The organism is Vibrio sp. bablab_jr001 (genome assembly GCF_016464285.1).
Classification (GTDB): domain Bacteria; phylum Pseudomonadota; class Gammaproteobacteria; order Enterobacterales; family Vibrionaceae; genus Vibrio; species Vibrio fluvialis.
The window spans coordinates 40191-58412 of sequence record NZ_JACDWZ010000004.1; the positions used below are offsets into that span (position 1 = coordinate 40191).

Sequence of the window (18222 nt, forward strand, 5' to 3'; positions counted from 1 at the left end):
CAAATTACTCCTGTTCTGCGTTGTCGAATTGCATCAACGCGTTGATGACACGCTGCGGAGCGAGATCTTTCAGACATTTCAAATGCCCTAACGGACATTCCCGTTTGAAGCACGGTCTACATTCAATATCGGTATGAATGATGGCTTTTTTCTCTGCCAGAGGCGGTGTGTATGTTGGCGAAGTGGAGCCATATACGCCGACCACTTGGCAACCCACCGCGGCGGCCACATGCATTAACCCTGAATCATTGCTGACGACGCTCTCGCAGCAGGCCAGCATGTCGACGGCTTCGATTAAGCTGGTTTTTCCCGCCAAATCAAAGATGTGTGCTTGTTGGTCATCGCTGAGGTCGGCCGCAATGGCTTGTGTGGTTTTGCTGTCTTTCGCCGAACCAAATAACCAAACTTGTTTCCCGGCATCGATCATCGCCGCAGCGACGGCGGCGTAATGTTCGGTTGGCCATTGCTTCGCTGGTCCAAATTCAGCACCAGGACACAAGCCAATGACTGGGCGAGAGGAGTGAAGGGCAAACTTATCGCGAGTTTGTTGCTGAGCATCTTTATCAATGTACAGACTTGGGCGTGGTAACGCGTCGAGGCCGCCCAATGATGCGGAGTCCACCATGGTGGCTTTGGGATGTGCCAAGGCTACATAACGTTCGGTCATGTATTGGAAGGATTTTTTATTCGGGCGCAAATCGTTCAGCAACCCGTAACGCATCTCACCTTTCCAGCCTGTTCTGACTGGAATGTCGGCATACCAAGGTATCAGCGCGGATTTGGCTGAGTTCGGCAGAATATAAGCCTGATCATATTGACCACGCATCGACTTACCGATAGCTCGGCGACCAAGAAAGTTAAAATCACCATGCCCTAACGGCATTTCGATCGCTTGATGTACTTCGGGCATGCGTTCCAGAATGGGTTTGCACCATGCTGGCGCCATGACATCGATGACGGCGTCGGGATGTTGTTGCTTGATGCGAGTATAGAGGCATTGAGACATCACCATGTCTCCGACCCAAGAGGGGCCAATCACTAGAATTTTCATTCGATACTTCGATTCGTTTGATGCTGTGTTCATTCTGGCGGTAGAGGAAGAATGAACACAAGCGTTTTGCTCTTTTAGTGTGAAGATAGCAGAGATTCACGCTTTTGCTTTAGCTCTGACCATTCAAAATCATGCACATAGACACGGTCGTTTCGACCTTTAGCGGGTGGGTTAAACACCACTTCTGCTTTATCTGACAGAGGATGCCACTCTTGGAAATTGCGAGGGTCGTCGGCATAGATCGCCAGAATGGGTGTGTTCAAAGCGCTGGCCATATGAACCACAGAGGTGTCGGGCGTGACACACAAGTCGACCTGACTGAGCAGTTGTAACGAAAATTCCAATGACGGTGTTTCGCTTAACAATTGCACGCGTGGATTCTCTAGTTCAGTGACGAGCTCTTTCAGAAATTCAATTTTACCCGGGACAGGGATCAGATAAAGGGTGTCTTGCGGGAAATCGCGTAACCAGTGATTCAGCAACTTGTTGGCTTCCGTTTTGGAAAACTGACGATATTTACTGGAGCCAAATAGATTGATTGCAACGGTCGTCGTATGAGGATCGACGATCGTTGACGTTGAATAAGGAATCAACGGAATGTCTGCGGATTCTGGCACATCACAAAATAGTCTGGCGACCGCAAGGTAGCGATCTTTAAAGTGTACATGCTCATTGGGCAGACACACGTTGAAAATCGGATGTGATTCTTTATTGAATCCAATGTTATACGCTGCGCCCAATTCATGCAGAGCGAGCAATTCCTTAAAGTCGAAACTGGTGCCGAGTTCAACCACCGCATCAAATTGCCCGCGATATTGGCGGAATGCTCGAGCTGTCTTCACCCCGCGTTTCCCACAAGGGATGATGTTGCACTGGGTTGATTGTTCAAACCAACTTGCGCAAAAACTCGGTGTAATAACGGAAACCTGAATATCTGGGCGGTATCGCTGCAGCATTTTGATCAGCAAACCACTCATGATTGCATCGCCCAGTTTGTTGTCCCAACGCAATAGAGCAAGCGTCTTAATTTCTCTGAGTGGAACTTTGGATTGTGGGGCTTTATCAAAGCGCTGACAGTAATAGCTCAACTTAAGTTTTTTCTGTTCATTACGCAGAGCACGATTGAGCTGTTTTAATTTTTTAAGCAACGTCTGAACTCCCATCTGTAATTTGAGCTGATGGTTGGGAAGCGCTGTTGAGCAAAACAAGCATAGTGAGGACATACAAGATAAACGTCTGGCCATTATAAAATGGTGCATCGGTGAGTCCCATTATGGCGTATAACATAACCACTGATATGACAACGTTTTTTAAGTTCTTATTAGAGTGTCTAACCAAATACAGAGGTAGCACTAGCAGCAGCAGTAGAAAAGACAGCCCAATTAGGCCTGATTTTACCACGCTATCTATAAACTGATTGTGATAGTGAGGCGGGTGATAGTCATATAGTGCTTTAGATACTTTATTCTGTTTGTATAGTAGCTCTAGTTTTTCGAAATGTTCATTCCCCAGCCCTAATAGCCAATTGCCTTCTGCTAATTTGACTGCCGCCCGCCACATCTGGACTCGCAGGCCGATGGAAGTATTCATGTTGCCTTTTTGGATCTGTTCAAACTCATAGCGAGTTTGCTCGATACGTTGTTCAATAAAGCTACCAGAGAGCATGAATACAACAGAAGAAAGTAGTATCAGTAAAAGGGCAACTTTCTTAAACGTGAATCTGAACTTATTTAAAAACAAAACGAATAATGCACATGCAAAGGCTAGCCATACACCACGAGATTCAGTCAGAACCAAACTAATCACTGGCAATATTGCAAATACTCCAAACAAAAATTTTGTCTTAGTGCTTTTAGTGCTTAATGCAACATGTAACGATAACAGACCCAATAGAGCACTTATGCTTGCGTAAGGGATTGAGTTTATTACTCCGGATTCACGACGGAGTCCCAATACAATATTAAAATAAATGCTGTTGGCAAAAATCGTTATACACCCGAGAGCAATGATGGCCTGATAGTAGACAGGCTTGATGGCGCGAAAAGGGAAATAAAGCGCAATCACGGATAAGCACAATAACGCTCTGATTTCTCGAGAGCTTACCCCATGTAGAAACGATTGAACAAAAATAAAAAGTGTGAACACCCAGATAAGAATGTGGAAAGGTTGACGTAAGTTGTCAATGAGGGTGCACTTCAACCTTTTTCTGAAACTAATACCGAAGGACAACAGTGAGATAACGGTTGTAATGACTAATACTTTACTTGCTCCTTCAAACCAAATCATAAGAGCGAACGAAAATGCGAAGGGCAGCAGCAAAAACACTTCGCTCAAGTTTTTCTTGTTGAATATATTAGTCATCATTTACAGCTTTAGTTGATAAGGGTTGATGTCTGAATCTGGGCGCGTTTTTAGCAGTCGAAGAATCCACATATACTGCTCTGGTCGTTTAGAAACGTAGTTTTCAATGCAGACGTTCATCATTCGTGCATCCTGATGCTCATCGCCAGTTGGGAATGGAAGTTCAGGGTAGAAATCCAATTCATATTGTCCGGTTTCGCTGTTAAACATGGCAAATAGCGGTACGATTTTCGATTTACTCAATGTAGAAAGGCGACCTAAACCCGCTATGGTTGCTTTCTGCGTAGCAAAAAAATCGACAAAGACACTGTGCTCTCGACCTAAGTCTTCATCAGGTAAGTAGTACCCCAAATAGCCATCTTTGCGCACAGATTTGATAAAGGGTTTGATACCGACGCTGCGATCGTAAACTCGGCCACCATATTGAACACGTTGTTTATGCATTAACCAGTCCGAGACCTTATTTTTCTGACTTTTCGCCATTGCAGAAACCGGGTGACCTCGTGAGGCAAGTAAAATAGCAGGAATATCGATAGCCCAAGTATGTGGTACGAGAAGAATAACGTTTTCACCCCGATCCAATACATGTTCTACATGCTCAAAGCCACGCATGGTTGTATTGTGTTCCAGCCATGCTTTACTGCGCAGTGATGTGGACGCAAATCCAATTAAGAACATCACAGAGGTGATGTACATCTCTTGCAGAATCTTTTCTCGCTCATCAACGGATTTTTCCGGGAAACACATTTGCAAGTTGACCCGTGCTCGAGTGTTCGCCTTACTTTTTACTTTCACAGCCAGCTTGGCGAGACTTTGGGCGAGTGCTCTTTTCAAAAAAATTGGAAGAAAACTCAGCAGACAGGCGAAAATCACCGCCAGCCAGGTACCCCAATAACGAGGATGAAGAAAGTGCCAACTGAACTGCGGATTATAGGCGTAATCATCATGGTCATTGCGTGGTGATGATGAAAAGTTTGATGACGACATAAGTGGATCAGATTCGATTGTTTTTCGAGTAAAATTGTGACCGAGTATAGCAGTTAACTGTGCGGGAAACAGTAAGCAATGTAGGGGTAAGTTCAACATGAGGCTATTTTTTCTACACTACTGTGTAAATAGAGCTTTGCTGTTGATGAATAAAAAACGGCCACCTTAAGGTAGCCGTCCAATCTGCCGAATCTAGCAAGTTATTGTGTGTTTGAGGTTTTAATCACTGCCAAAAAGGTCACGGGTATATACTTTGGCTTCCACATCTTTGAGCTCTTCTGCTAAACGGTTTGAGACAATGATGTCTGCCTCTTGTTTGAATGCTTCCAAATCATTGACCACGCGGGAGTGGAAGAAATGAGCTTCTTTGAGTACAGGTTCGTACACAATCACTTCGATACCTTTCGCCTTGATGCGTTTCATGATGCCTTGTATAGAAGAGGCTCGGAAGTTGTCGGAACCTGCCTTCATAATTAGGCGATAGATACCCACCACCTTTGGCTGACGCTGAATAATAGAGTCTGCAATGAAATCTTTACGAGTGCGGTTCGCATCCACGATAGCGCCAATAATGTTGTTTGGCACATCGTGGTAGTTAGCGAGAAGTTGCTTGGTATCTTTTGGCAGGCAGTAACCGCCGTAGCCAAAGGAGGGGTTGTTGTAGTGATTGCCGATTCGTGGGTCAAGACTAACGCCTTCGATGATTTGGCGGCTATCGAGGCCATGAACTTCTGCGTAAGAATCCAATTCGTTGAAGTACGCTACGCGCATCGCCAAATAAGTATTTGAGAACAGTTTTACCGCTTCTGCTTCGGTTGAGTTGGTAAATAAAACGGGAATGTCTTGTTTGATTGCGCCTTCTTTCAATAGGTTTGCAAACGTTTCGGCGCGCTCACTCTTTTCTCCCACAATAATGCGTGAGGGGTACAAGTTGTCGTACAACGCTTTACCTTCTCGCAGGAATTCAGGCGAGAATATAATGTTGGAACAGTTGAGATCCTGTTTTAGTTTTTCGGTGTAGCCGACAGGAATTGTGGATTTAATCACCATCACCGCATCAGGGTTGATGTCCATTACGTCGCGGATAACGGCTTCAACGGATGATGTGTTGAAGTAGTTGGTATTCGGATCGTAATCGGTCGGTGTGGCAATAATCACAAACTTTGCGTTTTTATACGCCTGTTCTTTATCGGTTGTCGCCATGAAGTTGAGAGACTTTTCCGTCAGAAATTGCGTGATCTCTTCGTCAACAATCGGAGACTGATGACGGTTGAGCATCTCAATTTTTTCTTGGATGATATCCAGAGCAACCACCTCGTTGTGTTGGGCCAGAAGTAACGCATTGGACAGGCCGACATATCCTGTACCTGCTACTGCTATTTTCATAGTGTTCTCTCTTAGAGCTTCAAACTAGATTCATTTATTGATGATCGATAGGTATTCAGCCACGCCTTCGGCGACAGACTTAAATTCGATATCACAACCTGCAGAACGTAACTTAGTCAGGTCTGCCTGCGTATATTCCTGATAGGCGCCTTTAAGGTGTTCTGGGAACGGAATGGTTTCAATCTGACCTTTTCCATGATGAGCTATGACGGCGCTAGCGACTTCATTGAATGATTCCGCATTACCCGTACCACAGTTGAAAATCCCAGAAACACCCTGTTCCAGGAACCACAGGTTGACGGCTGCTACATCACCAACATAGACAAAGTCTCGTTTGAAATGTTCACTACCCGCGAACAATTTTGGATTTTCACCTGCATTCATTTGATTGTTGAGGTGGAAGGCGACGGATGCCATGGAACCTTTGTGTTGTTCGCGCGGGCCATACACATTGAAATAACGAAAACCAGTAATTTGAGACAGTTTTTCACCGTGCTCATCAGCATCTAACCACAGGCGACGTACGTAATTGTCAAACTGTTGTTTTGAATAACCATAAACGTTCAGAGCTCCCTCATACTGAGGTTCTTCAACGAAGGTATCAGTGTCGCCGTAGGTGGCGGCTGACGAGGCATAAAGGAAAGGAATTTCGCGTTCAAGGCAGTAATGCAATAGCTCTTTTGAATACTCATAGTTATTGAGCATCATGTATTTGCCGTCCCATTCAGTGGTTGCAGAACATGCACCTTCATGGAAGACGGCATCAATCGGCCCAAAGTCGTCTCCGGCCATGATCTGAGTCAGGAAATCGTCGCGATCCATGTAATCAGCGATTTGAAGATCCACTAAATTCTTAAACTTGCGGCCATTTTTCAGATGATCAACAACTAAAATGTCCGTTACGCCAACCTCATTCAGAGCTTTAACAATATTGCTGCCAATCATGCCAGCGCCACCAGTTACGATGATCATTCAGAATTCCTTTAGATACAAACAGTGGAGCCATTATAGCCTGCCATATTCTTACTGTAATCACAAAATCTAAGCTCTGCTTGATGAAGGCTCGCCTTGTAAGGCTTTTTAGTTTAGACTTCGTCGAAAAACATACGCTGTTATTGTGCTATTAGGAGCGAGACCTAAGGGCGGTAGCGTGTCAAAAAATTGTACATCTATACTGCAGGAGCAATCAGTGAGTTCATTAGCCAATACCCCTCCCGTTCAGCCCCCACAATACCCACATTACGCCCATCCTGCTAATGATGAAATTGATTTAAAAGAGCTTTTTGTAGCCCTATGGCAAGGAAAGTTGCTAATCATTCTTACCACATTGCTTTTCAGTGTGGTCGCCATCGGTTATGCATTAACCACCCAAGAATGGTGGAGTGCCAAAGCAACAGTTAGCCAACCGCAATTGCAAGGTATTGCTAGTTACCAGCAGGCGGTAAAGCGTTATCAACCGTTGTTTGACGTGTACCAAGAAGACGGCAGCATTGTTGTTAGTGAGGCCTTAGATTTATTGATTGATCCTGAGGTTATTTTTAAACGTTTTATTCAAGAGTTTAATGCTAATGGTACTAAACGCCGCTTTATGCAAACTAACCCTACTTTTTTAACTCTACAAAAGCAGATACTGGAACAAAACAATGATCCGGAAGTTATGCAGAAGCTATACGAAGATTGGTTTGAGCGCATTCAAGCCTCTGAAGTAGATAAAAAAGCCAACGATATATTTACACTAAGTTTTCAATCTGTAGATAAAGCCAGCAGCTCAATGATAATTTAATTAGTACCTTGGCAGCCAAATATGGTGAGCTGACACAGCAAGAAAAGAACTTACTTCAACAAGCACAATTACGTTTACAGGTTGAATTAGAGCGCACTCAATATGCATTAAACATTGCTGAGGCGGCTGATATTAAACAGCCAGTACCAAATTTAGGTGAACAAGAGATTTTCGCGATTAACATTGGTAGCCGCGCATTGAACGCTAAAGTGGGTGCCTTAAAATCAATCAAAGATTTGAGTGTGTTTGAGCCAAGACTGGCCATTTTACAAAGTAAGCTGAGCCAATTTGATTTAGAAACGTTGAGTGCAGAGGCTAAGTGGTCGGTCAACGGCTTTTACTATTTAGATCAACCAGAGCAGCCACTAACGAGAGATAAACCCAAGCGCGCTTTGATTGTTGTGCTCGGTGCTTTGCTTGGAGGAATGTTGGGTGTAGCGATGGTGTTAGTAAGGTTTGCGTTTAGAAGTGAAGAAAAAAGAGCTTAGAACAATAATCCTAGAAATCTCAGATCTTTGTTATTTAGGAAATGAAAATGAAAATTCTCGTCACCGGTGGCGCAGGCTTTATTGGCTCTGCTGTTGTTCGTCATATCATCCAGAACACTCAAGATAGTGTCGTGAACTTAGATAAATTGACTTATGCAGGCAATTTAGAATCTTTAGCGTCAGTCGCTGGTAGCGAACGTTATGCTTTTGAGCAAGTCGATATCTGTGATCGTGCCGAGCTAGACCGTGTCTTTGAAGAGCATCAACCCGATACAGTTATGCACTTAGCGGCTGAATCTCATGTTGACCGCTCTATTGATGGTCCAGCGGCCTTTATTGAGACCAACATTATTGGCACCTATACCCTCCTCGAAGCGGCTCGTCATTACTGGAGCCATTTGGAGAGTGAACATAAAACTGCGTTTCGTTTTCATCACATCTCAACCGATGAAGTGTATGGCGATTTAGAAGGTACGGACGACCTCTTTACCGAAACGACCTCCTATGAACCAAGTAGTCCTTATTCTGCTTCTAAGGCATCCAGTGACCACTTGGTGCGCGCTTGGCTACGTACTTATGGCTTACCCACTATAGTCACCAACTGCTCAAACAACTACGGCCCGTATCATTTTCCAGAAAAGCTCATTCCACTGATGATTTTGAATGCACTGGAAGGGAAAGCCCTGCCTGTGTATGGCGATGGTATGCAAATTCGTGATTGGCTGTTTGTCGAAGACCACGCACGAGCACTGTATAAAGTGGTGACCGAAGGTCAGGTAGGGGAAACCTACAACATTGGTGGGCACAATGAAAAAGCCAATATTGAAGTCGTAAACACACTCTGTGCATTACTTGAAGAGTTGGTACCGAATAAGCCCGCGGGTGTTGCCCATTACGCCGACCTCATTACTTACGTCAAAGACCGCCCAGGGCATGATGTTCGCTATGCGATTGATGCGTCGAAAATCGAGCGAGAGCTGGGCTGGAAGCCAGAAGAGACCTTTGAATCCGGTATTCGCAAAACCGTAGAGTGGTATTTACATCACCGTGAATGGTGGAGCCGAGTGTTGGACGGCTCATACAGTCGTGAGCGTTTAGGTACCGGGCAATAACAATCAATGAAGTTGGCAATAGCATGAAAGGCATTATTTTAGCGGGTGGCTCAGGCACTCGTCTCTATCCCATTACCCGCGGCGTATCAAAGCAGCTGCTCCCTATTTACGACAAACCGATGATTTACTATCCGCTTTCGACACTAATGTTGGCGGGAATTCGTGACGTTTTGATTATTACCACACCTGAAGATAACGAAAGTTTTAAACGCTTATTGGGCGATGGCCGTGATTTTGGCATTCATCTCCAATATGCTATTCAACCGAGTCCCGATGGTTTGGCACAAGCCTTCTTAATTGGTGAAGAGTTCATTGGTAACGACTCGGTTTGTCTTGTGCTTGGCGATAACATTTTCTATGGGCAATCGTTCAGTAAAACTTTGCGCCATGCGGCATCGCGTGAGCACGGTGCAACCGTATTTGGTTACCAAGTCAAAGACCCCGAGCGTTTCGGTGTGGTGGAGTTTGATGAGCAGATGCGTGCTATCTCCATTGAAGAAAAACCCTCCAAACCTAAGTCAAACTATGCGGTCACTGGACTGTATTTCTATGACAACCGAGTGGTAGAGCTTTCCAAACAAGTGAAGCCGTCAGCGCGAGGTGAATTAGAAATCACCACTCTTAATGAGATGTATCTGAATGATGGCTCGCTCAATGTCGAGCTACTAGGCCGTGGTTTTGCTTGGCTAGATACGGGTACCCATGAAAGCTTGCATGAAGCTTCCTCCTTTGTAGAAACGGTGCAGCACATTCAAGGGTTGAAGATAGCGTGTTTGGAAGAGATTGCCTGGCGTAATGGTTGGCTCACCTCTGGGCAGCTTCTTGAGTGCGCAAAGCCGATGCTTAAAAATGACTATGGTCAGTATTTGGAAAGATTAGTCAAAGAGGAGCGCCACGGATGATGCGTGTTCTAGTGACGGGCAGCCGTGGTCAAGTGGGGCACTGCTTAGTCCAGCAGCTCAGTACCATGAAAGAGGTTGAGTTTTTAGCGGTAGACCGCGACCAACTGGATATCACCCATCCCGCTCAAGTGGATGCGGTGGTGAACGAATTCAAGCCTAACATCATCATCAATGCGGCGGCGCATACCGCCGTTGACCGTGCAGAGCAAGAGATTGAGCTCTCTTACGCGATTAACCGAGATGGCCCTCACTACCTAGCCCAAGCGGCACAGAAGGTTGGTGCGGCGATACTGCACATTTCGACAGACTATGTTTTTTCTGGTGATAAACCGAATCCATATCTCGAAACTGACCCTACCGCACCTCAGGGCGTGTATGGCGAAAGCAAATTAGCGGGAGAAATCGCGGTCGCTCAAGCCTGCCCTCGGCACATTATCTTGCGCACGGCTTGGGTGTTTGGTGAGCATGGCAATAACTTTGTGAAAACCATGCTGCGTTTAGCACAAACACGCGATGCCATAGGCGTGGTAGCAGACCAGTGTGGTGGCCCGACGTATGCGGGAGATATTGCCAACGCGGTACTGACGATGGCGAAAGCGATTGTGGAGGGGAAATCTACCGCTTTTGGTGTGTATCATTTTTCTGGATTACCGCATGTCAGTTGGCATGAGTTTGCTTGCACCATTTTTGATAAAGCCCGTGACCAAGGGATATTGAATAAATCCTTGCAAGTCAATGCAATCACTACGCAAGAGTACCCAACCCCGGCGAAGAGACCGGCTAACTCTCGGTTAGACACCCAGAAAATCCATCAACACTTCGGTGTAGTTGCCAGCGATTGGCAGGCCGCATTGAACCATCTCATTGACTATAAGAGTAAAGAATAATGAAAGTGATAGAGACAGACATTCCTGATGTCAAAATCATTGAGCCAACAGTGTTTGGTGATGAACGCGGATTCTTCATGGAAACGTGGAACCAAAAGCGTTTTGAAGAGTTGGTGACGGGTAAGCCAACCCAGTTTGTGCAAGACAATCATTCAAAATCTAAAAAAGGGATTTTACGAGGTTTGCATTACCAAACGGAAAACACGCAAGGCAAATTAGTGCGTGTGGTTTCTGGTGAAGTGTTTGATGTCGCGGTAGATATTCGTAAAGACTCTCCGACTTTTGGGAAGTGGGTGGGTGTGTATCTGTCTTCGGAAAACAAACGTCAGCTTTGGGTGCCTGAGGGTTTTGCGCATGGCTTTTATGTGACCAGTGATGAGGCGGAATTTGTGTATAAATGCACGGATTATTACAATCCAAATGCAGAACACTCTATTCTATGGAATGATAAAAGTTTATCGATAGAATGGCCCATACAGTCTTCTCCTGAGTTATCAAAGAAAGATCAACAAGGTGTTACGCTTAAGTTTGCAAATATGCTATAGGCTACATTCTGGATCTATTGAATATGAAAAAGAAATTTGCCACCGTTTTTAACAACTTTGAGAGTGTGCACTTAACAAAAGATGTAGGCATGATACCTTGCTCGTTCTCAAGTCTTGATAATTATGACAAATCAATAATATTTTATTGGGACAAAGAAAAAGAAAAAGAAAAAATTGAATTGCAAGATGTTATATTGCATCCAATAAAAGCCAAGACTAGACTGTTTTATTATCTTAAATTATTCCAAGATATATCAAAAAACAATGTCAGTGTGTTAAATATATATCATGACTCAATTCAGTCTGCTCTATTCTGTTACTTGGCTAAACTAATTGGGGTTAAAGTCTATCTAAAGCTAGATATATCCCATATTGGATGTGATATTCTTTTGAAAAGGAGTAAGTCCAAGCGGATTTTTGACTATTTCCGTCTAAAGGGGCTCAATTTGGCAAATTTTGTATCCGTGGAAACATGGGATACTTTCAAGAAACTAAAAGATAATAGGGTGTTTAAGAAAGATATATTTTACCATATCCCTAATTCGATATTAGACTCAACTGTCAAAGCCGAACCGTTGCCTTACTTAGAACGATCTAATCGAATAATTGTTGTAGGTAGGATTGGAGCGTACCCAAAGAACCATGAGTTGATCTTAGATGCTCTTTCTAAAATTGAAAGTCTCAAAGGTTGGTTCGTTGATTTTATTGGTCCAATAGACGATTCATTTAATAAAAAAATAGATTCATTTTATAGGAATAACAAACGACATTCTAAGGTTGTTAGGTTCTTAGGAAATAAAAGCAGAGATGAGTTGATGGATCTTTATGCAACATCTAAAATATTTCTTCTTTCCTCTCGCTGGGAAGGCTTCTCTCTTGCTTTAGTTGAAGCTGCATATTTTGGTTGTTATATAATAACAACTGAAGTTGGCGGTTCTAATGAAGTTACAGACCGTGGTAAATATGGGAAAATATATAAGCAAGATGAGTTAGTAGGTATTCTTGGCCATATTGATGAGTCATATATTTCCTCTGGCTATATAGATAGACTCAAATACGCGCGTGATATTTTTAATATTAATAAATATTCTGGATTCATTTCTAAATCACTGGGTTAAGATAATTGATAATTAACAGAAATTTAAATTATTCGTTCCTGTATAACATTGCAAATGCAGTCTTCCCAGTAGCTACACTTCCTTTTGTTTTTAGAGCTATAACTCCCCAAACCTATGGGAGCATAGTTTATTCAAATTTAATCTATCAGGTCCTAATTGCACTATTTTTTAACTCATTGATATCATTTTCAATAAGGGAATACCAGAAAAACAAGCTTGAAAGTGTTGATGCTATATATAGTTTGCAAATTTTTTTCACAGTCATATCAGCATTTCTTTATGCCATTTTGAGTTTTTTTTTCAAGTTTACTTTTGATTTGGATAATAATTATATAGATGCGTTTATAATTAGCACATGTTTTTTGTTCATTAATTCTGATTGGATACTTTTTTCAGAGCAGGATTACAAGAAATTGTTCTACAGAACATTGCTCATTAAAAGTGTGTTATTAATCAGTGTTTATGTATTTGTTACCGATGATCAGGATGACCTATTATACGCATACATGCTTTCGATTAGTTATATTTCAAATAATTTGCTGGCATATTATTATGTTAGAAAATGCTATGGTGTAAGGATTAAATTTTCATTAAGAAAAATAAAGGCCACAATATCACAAGCAAGGTATTTTCTCTCAAGTGCAAGTATTGGTGTTTCTTACCAGTATGTTGATCAACTAATAGTAGGTGTGCTACTGAATAGCTCAAGTTTGGCATACTTAAACATACTTAAGCAGATTACAGGTATGCTCTCTATTGTCCCAAATACTATCTGTCGTTTTTATCTACCAAAAGCGAGTCTTGTATATTTAAACAAAGATAATATCAAAAATTATCACAAGTCCTTGAGTGTAAAATATATTTCAGTAATGATTTCCTCGTCAGTGCTCTTATTTATTTTAGGGCAGTACGGGCTGCAGCTATTTGTCGGAGAAAATTTTGACATATCAAAGGAATCAATCACCATATGCATATTGTTATATATTATTAGCGCACTAAGTGTATATCTAGATACACAGCATAGCATTCCTCTTCATTATGAAAAGGTAACATTTAGTGCTAATGTCATTGTCGCTTCCTTCTACTTAATATCTTTGTATTGGGTTGCTACTAACTACAACTACAATGGAGTTTTGTTTAGCCTAGCCGTAGCCGAATTATTGGGAGTTGTATATGTGTGCGTGTTTTATTTAAGAAGAAAAGAAGTATGGTTAAAGTAAGCGTTATTTTAGTTAGCTATAATACCTGTAAGTTGACGTTAAATACAATCTCCTCAATATACAAAGAAACGAAAAATCTAGAATTTGAAATTATATTGGTGGATAACAACTCTAAAGATGATACAGTAAAAAAAGTCGAAGAAAATTATAGCCAAGTTAAAATTATAAAGAACACTTTTAATGCAGGATTTGGTGCCGCGAACAATATTGGCGTAAAATACGCAAATGGTGAATATGTTTTTTTATTAAATACAGATACAATTTTACTAAATAATGCGATTAAGGTCCTTTCTGATTATTTAGATAAAAATAGCGATGTTGTTGCTGCAGGTGGAAATTTATACAATGAAAATAAAAAACCAGCCACGTCATACTCTAGATTATTTCCTTCGATACTTTTGGAAATAGACCAGCTTTTTCTGAACTTCTCATCGATATTCAATTTTCTTAACGCTAATTTTAACTACCGCAATAAACCAATGAAATTTAAAGGTTCTCTGTCTGGAGCTGATGCAATGATCAGGAGAAATGTTTTTAAATATATTCGCGGGTTTGATGAGGATTTTTTCTTATATTATGAGGAAACGGACTTATTTTATAGAATGATTAAAGCAGGTTATTATGTTGCTTCAGTTCCAGAAGCTAAAATCATTCACTTAGAGGGAGCATCAGAAAGTGTTAAATCTATAACGCTGAAAAGAAGCTTAACAAGTAAGTATATATATTTAGGAAAACATTCTACGCATTTAAAAATACAATTCCATCATATCCTTTTCAATTTAACTGCTAGAAGTCGCATATTGTTGTTTCATATTAGGGGGGATGTAAATCGTTCGCGGTTTTGGAAGTCGCTTATGGATATCGAGAATGAAGTATACATTGAATTTAAAAGGAAGCGTGGATGCAGAGTAGAATAGTTGTCCTATATTTATACTTTCTTTTCTCTTTGTCACTAATTCTAATTTTGGCAGCAGGTCTGAGAACTGGAGGGGATCCAGATTATGCAAACTATCTAGATATATATCTAAAATCTCAAACAGAGGCTGTTTCAGTAGAGCCGTTTTATTTGTACTTGAACAAGCTATTTTATAAGTTGAATATTCCTTTTGAATTCTTGATTTTTATAATTGCATTTCTGTCAATAGGTATAAAAGCTGTTGTTTTCTATAAAAAGTCACCCTATTATTTAAGCTCTTTGTTAATATATTTGTTCACAATATTTGTTCAATTTGACTCAATTGCAATTAGGCAGGGTCTTGCAATTTCATTAGTCATGCTTGCATTTATGTTCGTTGAGAGGAAAAGTCTGTCAATTCCTATCTTACTGGGGGCTTCTCTTTTCCATGTGTCTGCCTTAATAGTTCTTCCTATGCTTTTCATGGTGAACATAGAGTACAAAAAGAAGCTCGTATTCACTTTTTACTCAATTGTTCTTATCGCAACATTATTAAAATTTTCGCTTCCTATTCAAGAATATATATTTTATTTCTCTAACGCTCCAGCATTCATATTAGAAAGGTTGCTGATTTACTCATCATACACAGAAGCGTCAATACTTTCATATAAGCAACTGTTAATACTACTCATATCAATACTTGTGTACTTTTATTGCAATGCAAGTAAATTTATTAAATCAATGTGTATATTGTATTGGTATGGTTGCATAATAAGCATTTTATTTTCTCAAATTGGTGATATTGCATATAGATTGAAGTGGTACTTTTTTTTCTCAGAAGCATTCTTTGTACCAGTATTTATATATATGGTTCCACTTGCTTTAGGTAATTACTTGTTGATGAGAATTATAAAAGCATTTACATTCTTTGCTTGCTTGATTGTTTTATATGTTTTGCCTTGTATAAGCTTTATCGTTTCTATACATGAGAGAAATCATACTTTAATATTCTAGATTATTTTAATACGGATCTTATGAAACACATTATATTTTATGTTAATAGCATGTGTCCCGCAGGAGGAATAGAGAGGGTTGTAGCCACTCTCGCGAATGAACTGTGTAAGGACAATAAAGTAACTCTTCTTGTAAAAGATAAGTGTGAGTCTTTCTACTATATAGATAGCGCTATAACAATTAATACGATAGGTACATACAGAAAACTAGATATGAATAGTCGATTCAACAGAATTCAGAGTTTGCTATCAAGTTTTATCTTATCCGTAAATTCTCTGAAAATGTATTTAACTAAAACGGAATTCGATTATATTTATGTTACTAATCCACTTTCTTTTTGGGAAGCCTACTTTACATTCAAGTGTAGGAATAAGATTATTGCATCTGAGCATGGCTCTAGGCTTAATTATAACTTTATATATCGACTACTAAAAGTAGGATATAAGCTATCTCATTGTTACTCGATACCTACTCGGCTTGACTTTGAATACTATTATACTAATGGATATCCAGCTGCTTATGTACCACACTTAAGGCCTAAGCTTGACTATAAAATCACTGACATATCGCAAAAGAATGTCATCAATATAGGAAGGTTTACTTCTGATAAAAGGCAGTTGTTGCTATTAGAAATATGGAGTAACATATTAAAAAAGAACAGTTCATTAAGGGATTGGACTTTGATACTAGTAGGCACCGGCGAGCTGGAGCAAGAAATAAATAATAAGATAAATGGGTTAAATATTTTAGACCGTGTGAAAGTGATACCGCCTCAAGAGGATGTCAGGAATTTGTATACATCTGCTTCAATTTTTGCGCTTACTTCAAGTAGCGAAGGATTTGGCATGGTCCTTCTTGAAGCATTGTCTTTCGGATTGCCTGTTATATCTTTTGATTGTCCTTCTGGTCCGAGAGATATTATTGAAAACAATGTCGATGGCATATTAGTTAGTGATGATAATGTTATTGAATATGAGAGTTCCTTATCCAAACTAATGAGCAATTACACTCTACGAGAAAAAATGTCTCATTTAGGTTTTCATAAAGCTAAAAACTGGAATTCTCATCAAGTAGGCAACAAATGGAAGGAAATATTGTAAATGATATCAATAGTGGTTCCTGTGTATAATTCTTCATCCTCAATTATTCAATGTTTGCTATCTATAGTTAATCAGGAATCGTTTAATTTTAAAAAAGAAATAGTCATTGTTAATGATGGTTCGACCGATAATTCAGAAGAGTTGATATTAGATTTTATTAAAGTACACAAAGAACAAGATATAAAGTACATATTTAAATGTAATGGTGGTGTGTCAAGTGCTAGAAATATAGGTATCCATTCTTGTAAATATGATTGGATAGCATTCTTGGATTCAGATGATATTTGGTTGCCAAACAAATTAAATAAGCAGTTTGATGTAATCTTCAATTCTAAGTTTAATATCGATTTCCTTGGTAGCGCGCGCAACGATGAAAAATTATATCTTCTAGGAAGGAAAATAAATTATTTGCATAAGGCAACTGTATTTGAGTTGCTTATAAAAATGTTCCCTCAGACATCTACGGCAATTGTAAAGCGGGAATTATTATGTAAAGTTGGTGGATATGATGAAAAAATGTCTCATGCTGAGGATGGTGACTTGTGGGTCAGGTTATGTGAGGTTGGTGACTTTTACTACATGCCAGAGTCATTAGTAATGACTGGTGGTGGAAAGAACAATTTTGGAGAGTCTGGGCTTTCTGGTAATCTATCCGCAATGTATCGAGGAAATACATACATTATAGATAAGCTGTATAAAAATAAAAAATTATCGAAACTTACATCTTTAATATTTAAGTTATTTTATTATTTCAAACACATTAGACGTATAACTATCGTAAAGTTACGGTGAAATTACTTATGCTATTTAAAATAAAATGGATGCTAAGTGCTCTGTTCTTGGCATTTTTTTTAAAAAAGATTCAGTTCCCTACTTATTTTTCTTTCCCTATTTTTTTTATGGGATTGAATAAAGTGTCAATAGGTAAGCGTGTGCGAATATTTCCAAATTCTAGAATTGAAGTACATGGGGATGGGGAGATAATAATTGAGGATAATGTTGCAATCGGCCAATCCTTTCATATAACCTCTGCATCACGGTTGGTTATTGGGAGCGGTACAGTTATATCAGCTCGTGTTTTTGTGACAAACATCGATCATGAATATGAACAAATTGGCACTCCTATCCTAGAGCAGAATAATAAAATTTCTCATACGCAAATAGGTAAAAACTGCTTTATAGGTATGGGCGTTGCTATTCAAGCTGGAACTACATTGGGTGACCATGTAATAGTTGGTTCGAACAGCGTAGTTAGAGGATGCTTTCCATCCTATTGCGTCATTGCAGGGGCTCCCGCAAAAATAATTAAGCGTTATGATCCAAATGATTCACTTTGGAAAAGAACTGACGCTTTTGGTAATTTTATTTAGGTA

At 40.3% G+C, this 18222-nt stretch carries 16 protein-coding genes and 1 pseudogene; 11 read left to right on the forward strand and 6 right to left on the reverse strand.

The window, feature by feature from the left end; all coding sequences use genetic code 11:
* Positions 1-4: 4 nt before the first annotated feature.
* From waaF to rfaD, 6 genes are all read right to left on the reverse strand, one after another.
* Positions 5-1051: a lipopolysaccharide heptosyltransferase II gene (waaF, locus tag JIG40_RS00360; protein ID WP_199464582.1), complete on the reverse strand. Its 1047-nt coding sequence runs from the start codon at positions 1049-1051 to the stop codon at positions 5-7.
* A gap of 74 nt (positions 1052-1125) precedes the next feature.
* Positions 1126-2199 carry a glycosyltransferase family 9 protein gene (locus tag JIG40_RS00365; RefSeq protein ID WP_199464583.1) on the reverse strand — a complete coding sequence of 358 codons (1074 nt, stop codon included), beginning with the start codon at positions 2197-2199 and terminating at the stop codon, positions 1126-1128.
* Positions 2192-3412 (reverse strand): O-antigen ligase family protein, encoded by a 1221-nt coding sequence (locus JIG40_RS00370; protein WP_199464584.1) that lies wholly within the window; start codon positions 3410-3412, stop codon positions 2192-2194. The genes JIG40_RS00365 and JIG40_RS00370 overlap by 8 nt, the downstream gene beginning before the upstream one ends.
* A gap of 3 nt (positions 3413-3415) precedes the next feature.
* Complete coding sequence (gene lpxM / locus JIG40_RS00375; RefSeq protein ID WP_100268396.1) at positions 3416-4399, reverse strand: lauroyl-Kdo(2)-lipid IV(A) myristoyltransferase; 984 nt, start codon at positions 4397-4399, stop codon at positions 3416-3418.
* A gap of 219 nt (positions 4400-4618) precedes the next feature.
* Positions 4619-5785 carry a nucleotide sugar dehydrogenase gene (locus JIG40_RS00380; protein WP_100268395.1) on the reverse strand — a complete coding sequence of 389 codons (1167 nt, stop codon included), beginning with the start codon at positions 5783-5785 and terminating at the stop codon, positions 4619-4621.
* A gap of 30 nt (positions 5786-5815) precedes the next feature.
* Positions 5816-6757 (reverse strand): ADP-glyceromanno-heptose 6-epimerase, encoded by a 942-nt coding sequence (gene rfaD, locus JIG40_RS00385; protein WP_199464585.1) that lies wholly within the window; start codon positions 6755-6757, stop codon positions 5816-5818.
* 217 nt (positions 6758-6974) lie between these two features.
* On the opposite strand from rfaD, the pseudogene JIG40_RS00390 reads away from it, so the two are divergent.
* From JIG40_RS00390 to JIG40_RS00445, 11 genes and pseudogenes are all read left to right on the forward strand, one after another.
* Positions 6975-8056, forward strand: a pseudogene (locus tag JIG40_RS00390) (Wzz/FepE/Etk N-terminal domain-containing protein).
* Between the two features lie 47 nt (positions 8057-8103).
* A complete protein-coding gene (gene rffG / locus JIG40_RS00395; protein ID WP_199464586.1) occupies positions 8104-9168 on the forward strand; it encodes a dTDP-glucose 4,6-dehydratase in 1065 nt (354 codons plus the stop codon).
* 23 nt (positions 9169-9191) lie between these two features.
* Entirely contained in the window at positions 9192-10070 is an 879-nt protein-coding gene (gene rfbA / locus JIG40_RS00400; protein WP_199464587.1) for a glucose-1-phosphate thymidylyltransferase RfbA, read from the forward strand.
* The gene (rfbD, locus tag JIG40_RS00405; protein WP_199464588.1) at positions 10067-10957 is read left to right on the forward strand and encodes a dTDP-4-dehydrorhamnose reductase; all 891 of its coding nucleotides are present in this window, start codon (positions 10067-10069) and stop codon (positions 10955-10957) included. The genes rfbA and rfbD overlap by 4 nt, the downstream gene beginning before the upstream one ends.
* A complete protein-coding gene (rfbC, locus tag JIG40_RS00410) occupies positions 10957-11502 on the forward strand; it encodes a dTDP-4-dehydrorhamnose 3,5-epimerase (protein ID WP_199464589.1) in 546 nt (181 codons plus the stop codon). The genes rfbD and rfbC overlap by 1 nt, the downstream gene beginning before the upstream one ends.
* Positions 11503-11525: 23 nt before the next feature.
* Positions 11526-12620 (forward strand): glycosyltransferase family 4 protein, encoded by a 1095-nt coding sequence (locus JIG40_RS00415; RefSeq protein WP_199464590.1) that lies wholly within the window; start codon positions 11526-11528, stop codon positions 12618-12620.
* Between the two features lie 1207 nt (positions 12621-13827).
* Positions 13828-14757 carry a glycosyltransferase family 2 protein gene (locus JIG40_RS00425; RefSeq protein WP_076025060.1) on the forward strand — a complete coding sequence of 310 codons (930 nt, stop codon included), beginning with the start codon at positions 13828-13830 and terminating at the stop codon, positions 14755-14757.
* The gene (locus JIG40_RS00430) at positions 14742-15749 is read left to right on the forward strand and encodes an EpsG family protein (protein WP_199464592.1); all 1008 of its coding nucleotides are present in this window, start codon (positions 14742-14744) and stop codon (positions 15747-15749) included. Before JIG40_RS00425 ends, JIG40_RS00430 begins: the two co-directional genes overlap by 16 nt.
* Positions 15750-15769: 20 nt before the next feature.
* Positions 15770-16849, forward strand: a complete 1080-nt coding sequence (locus tag JIG40_RS00435; protein ID WP_199464593.1) for a glycosyltransferase family 4 protein — start codon at positions 15770-15772, stop codon at positions 16847-16849.
* Positions 16850-17641: a glycosyltransferase family A protein gene (locus JIG40_RS00440; RefSeq protein ID WP_199464594.1), complete on the forward strand. Its 792-nt coding sequence runs from the start codon at positions 16850-16852 to the stop codon at positions 17639-17641. It abuts the gene before it with no gap.
* A gap of 8 nt (positions 17642-17649) precedes the next feature.
* Positions 17650-18219 carry an acyltransferase gene (locus JIG40_RS00445; RefSeq protein ID WP_199464595.1) on the forward strand — a complete coding sequence of 190 codons (570 nt, stop codon included), beginning with the start codon at positions 17650-17652 and terminating at the stop codon, positions 18217-18219.
* The last annotated feature ends 3 nt before the right edge of the window (positions 18220-18222 follow it).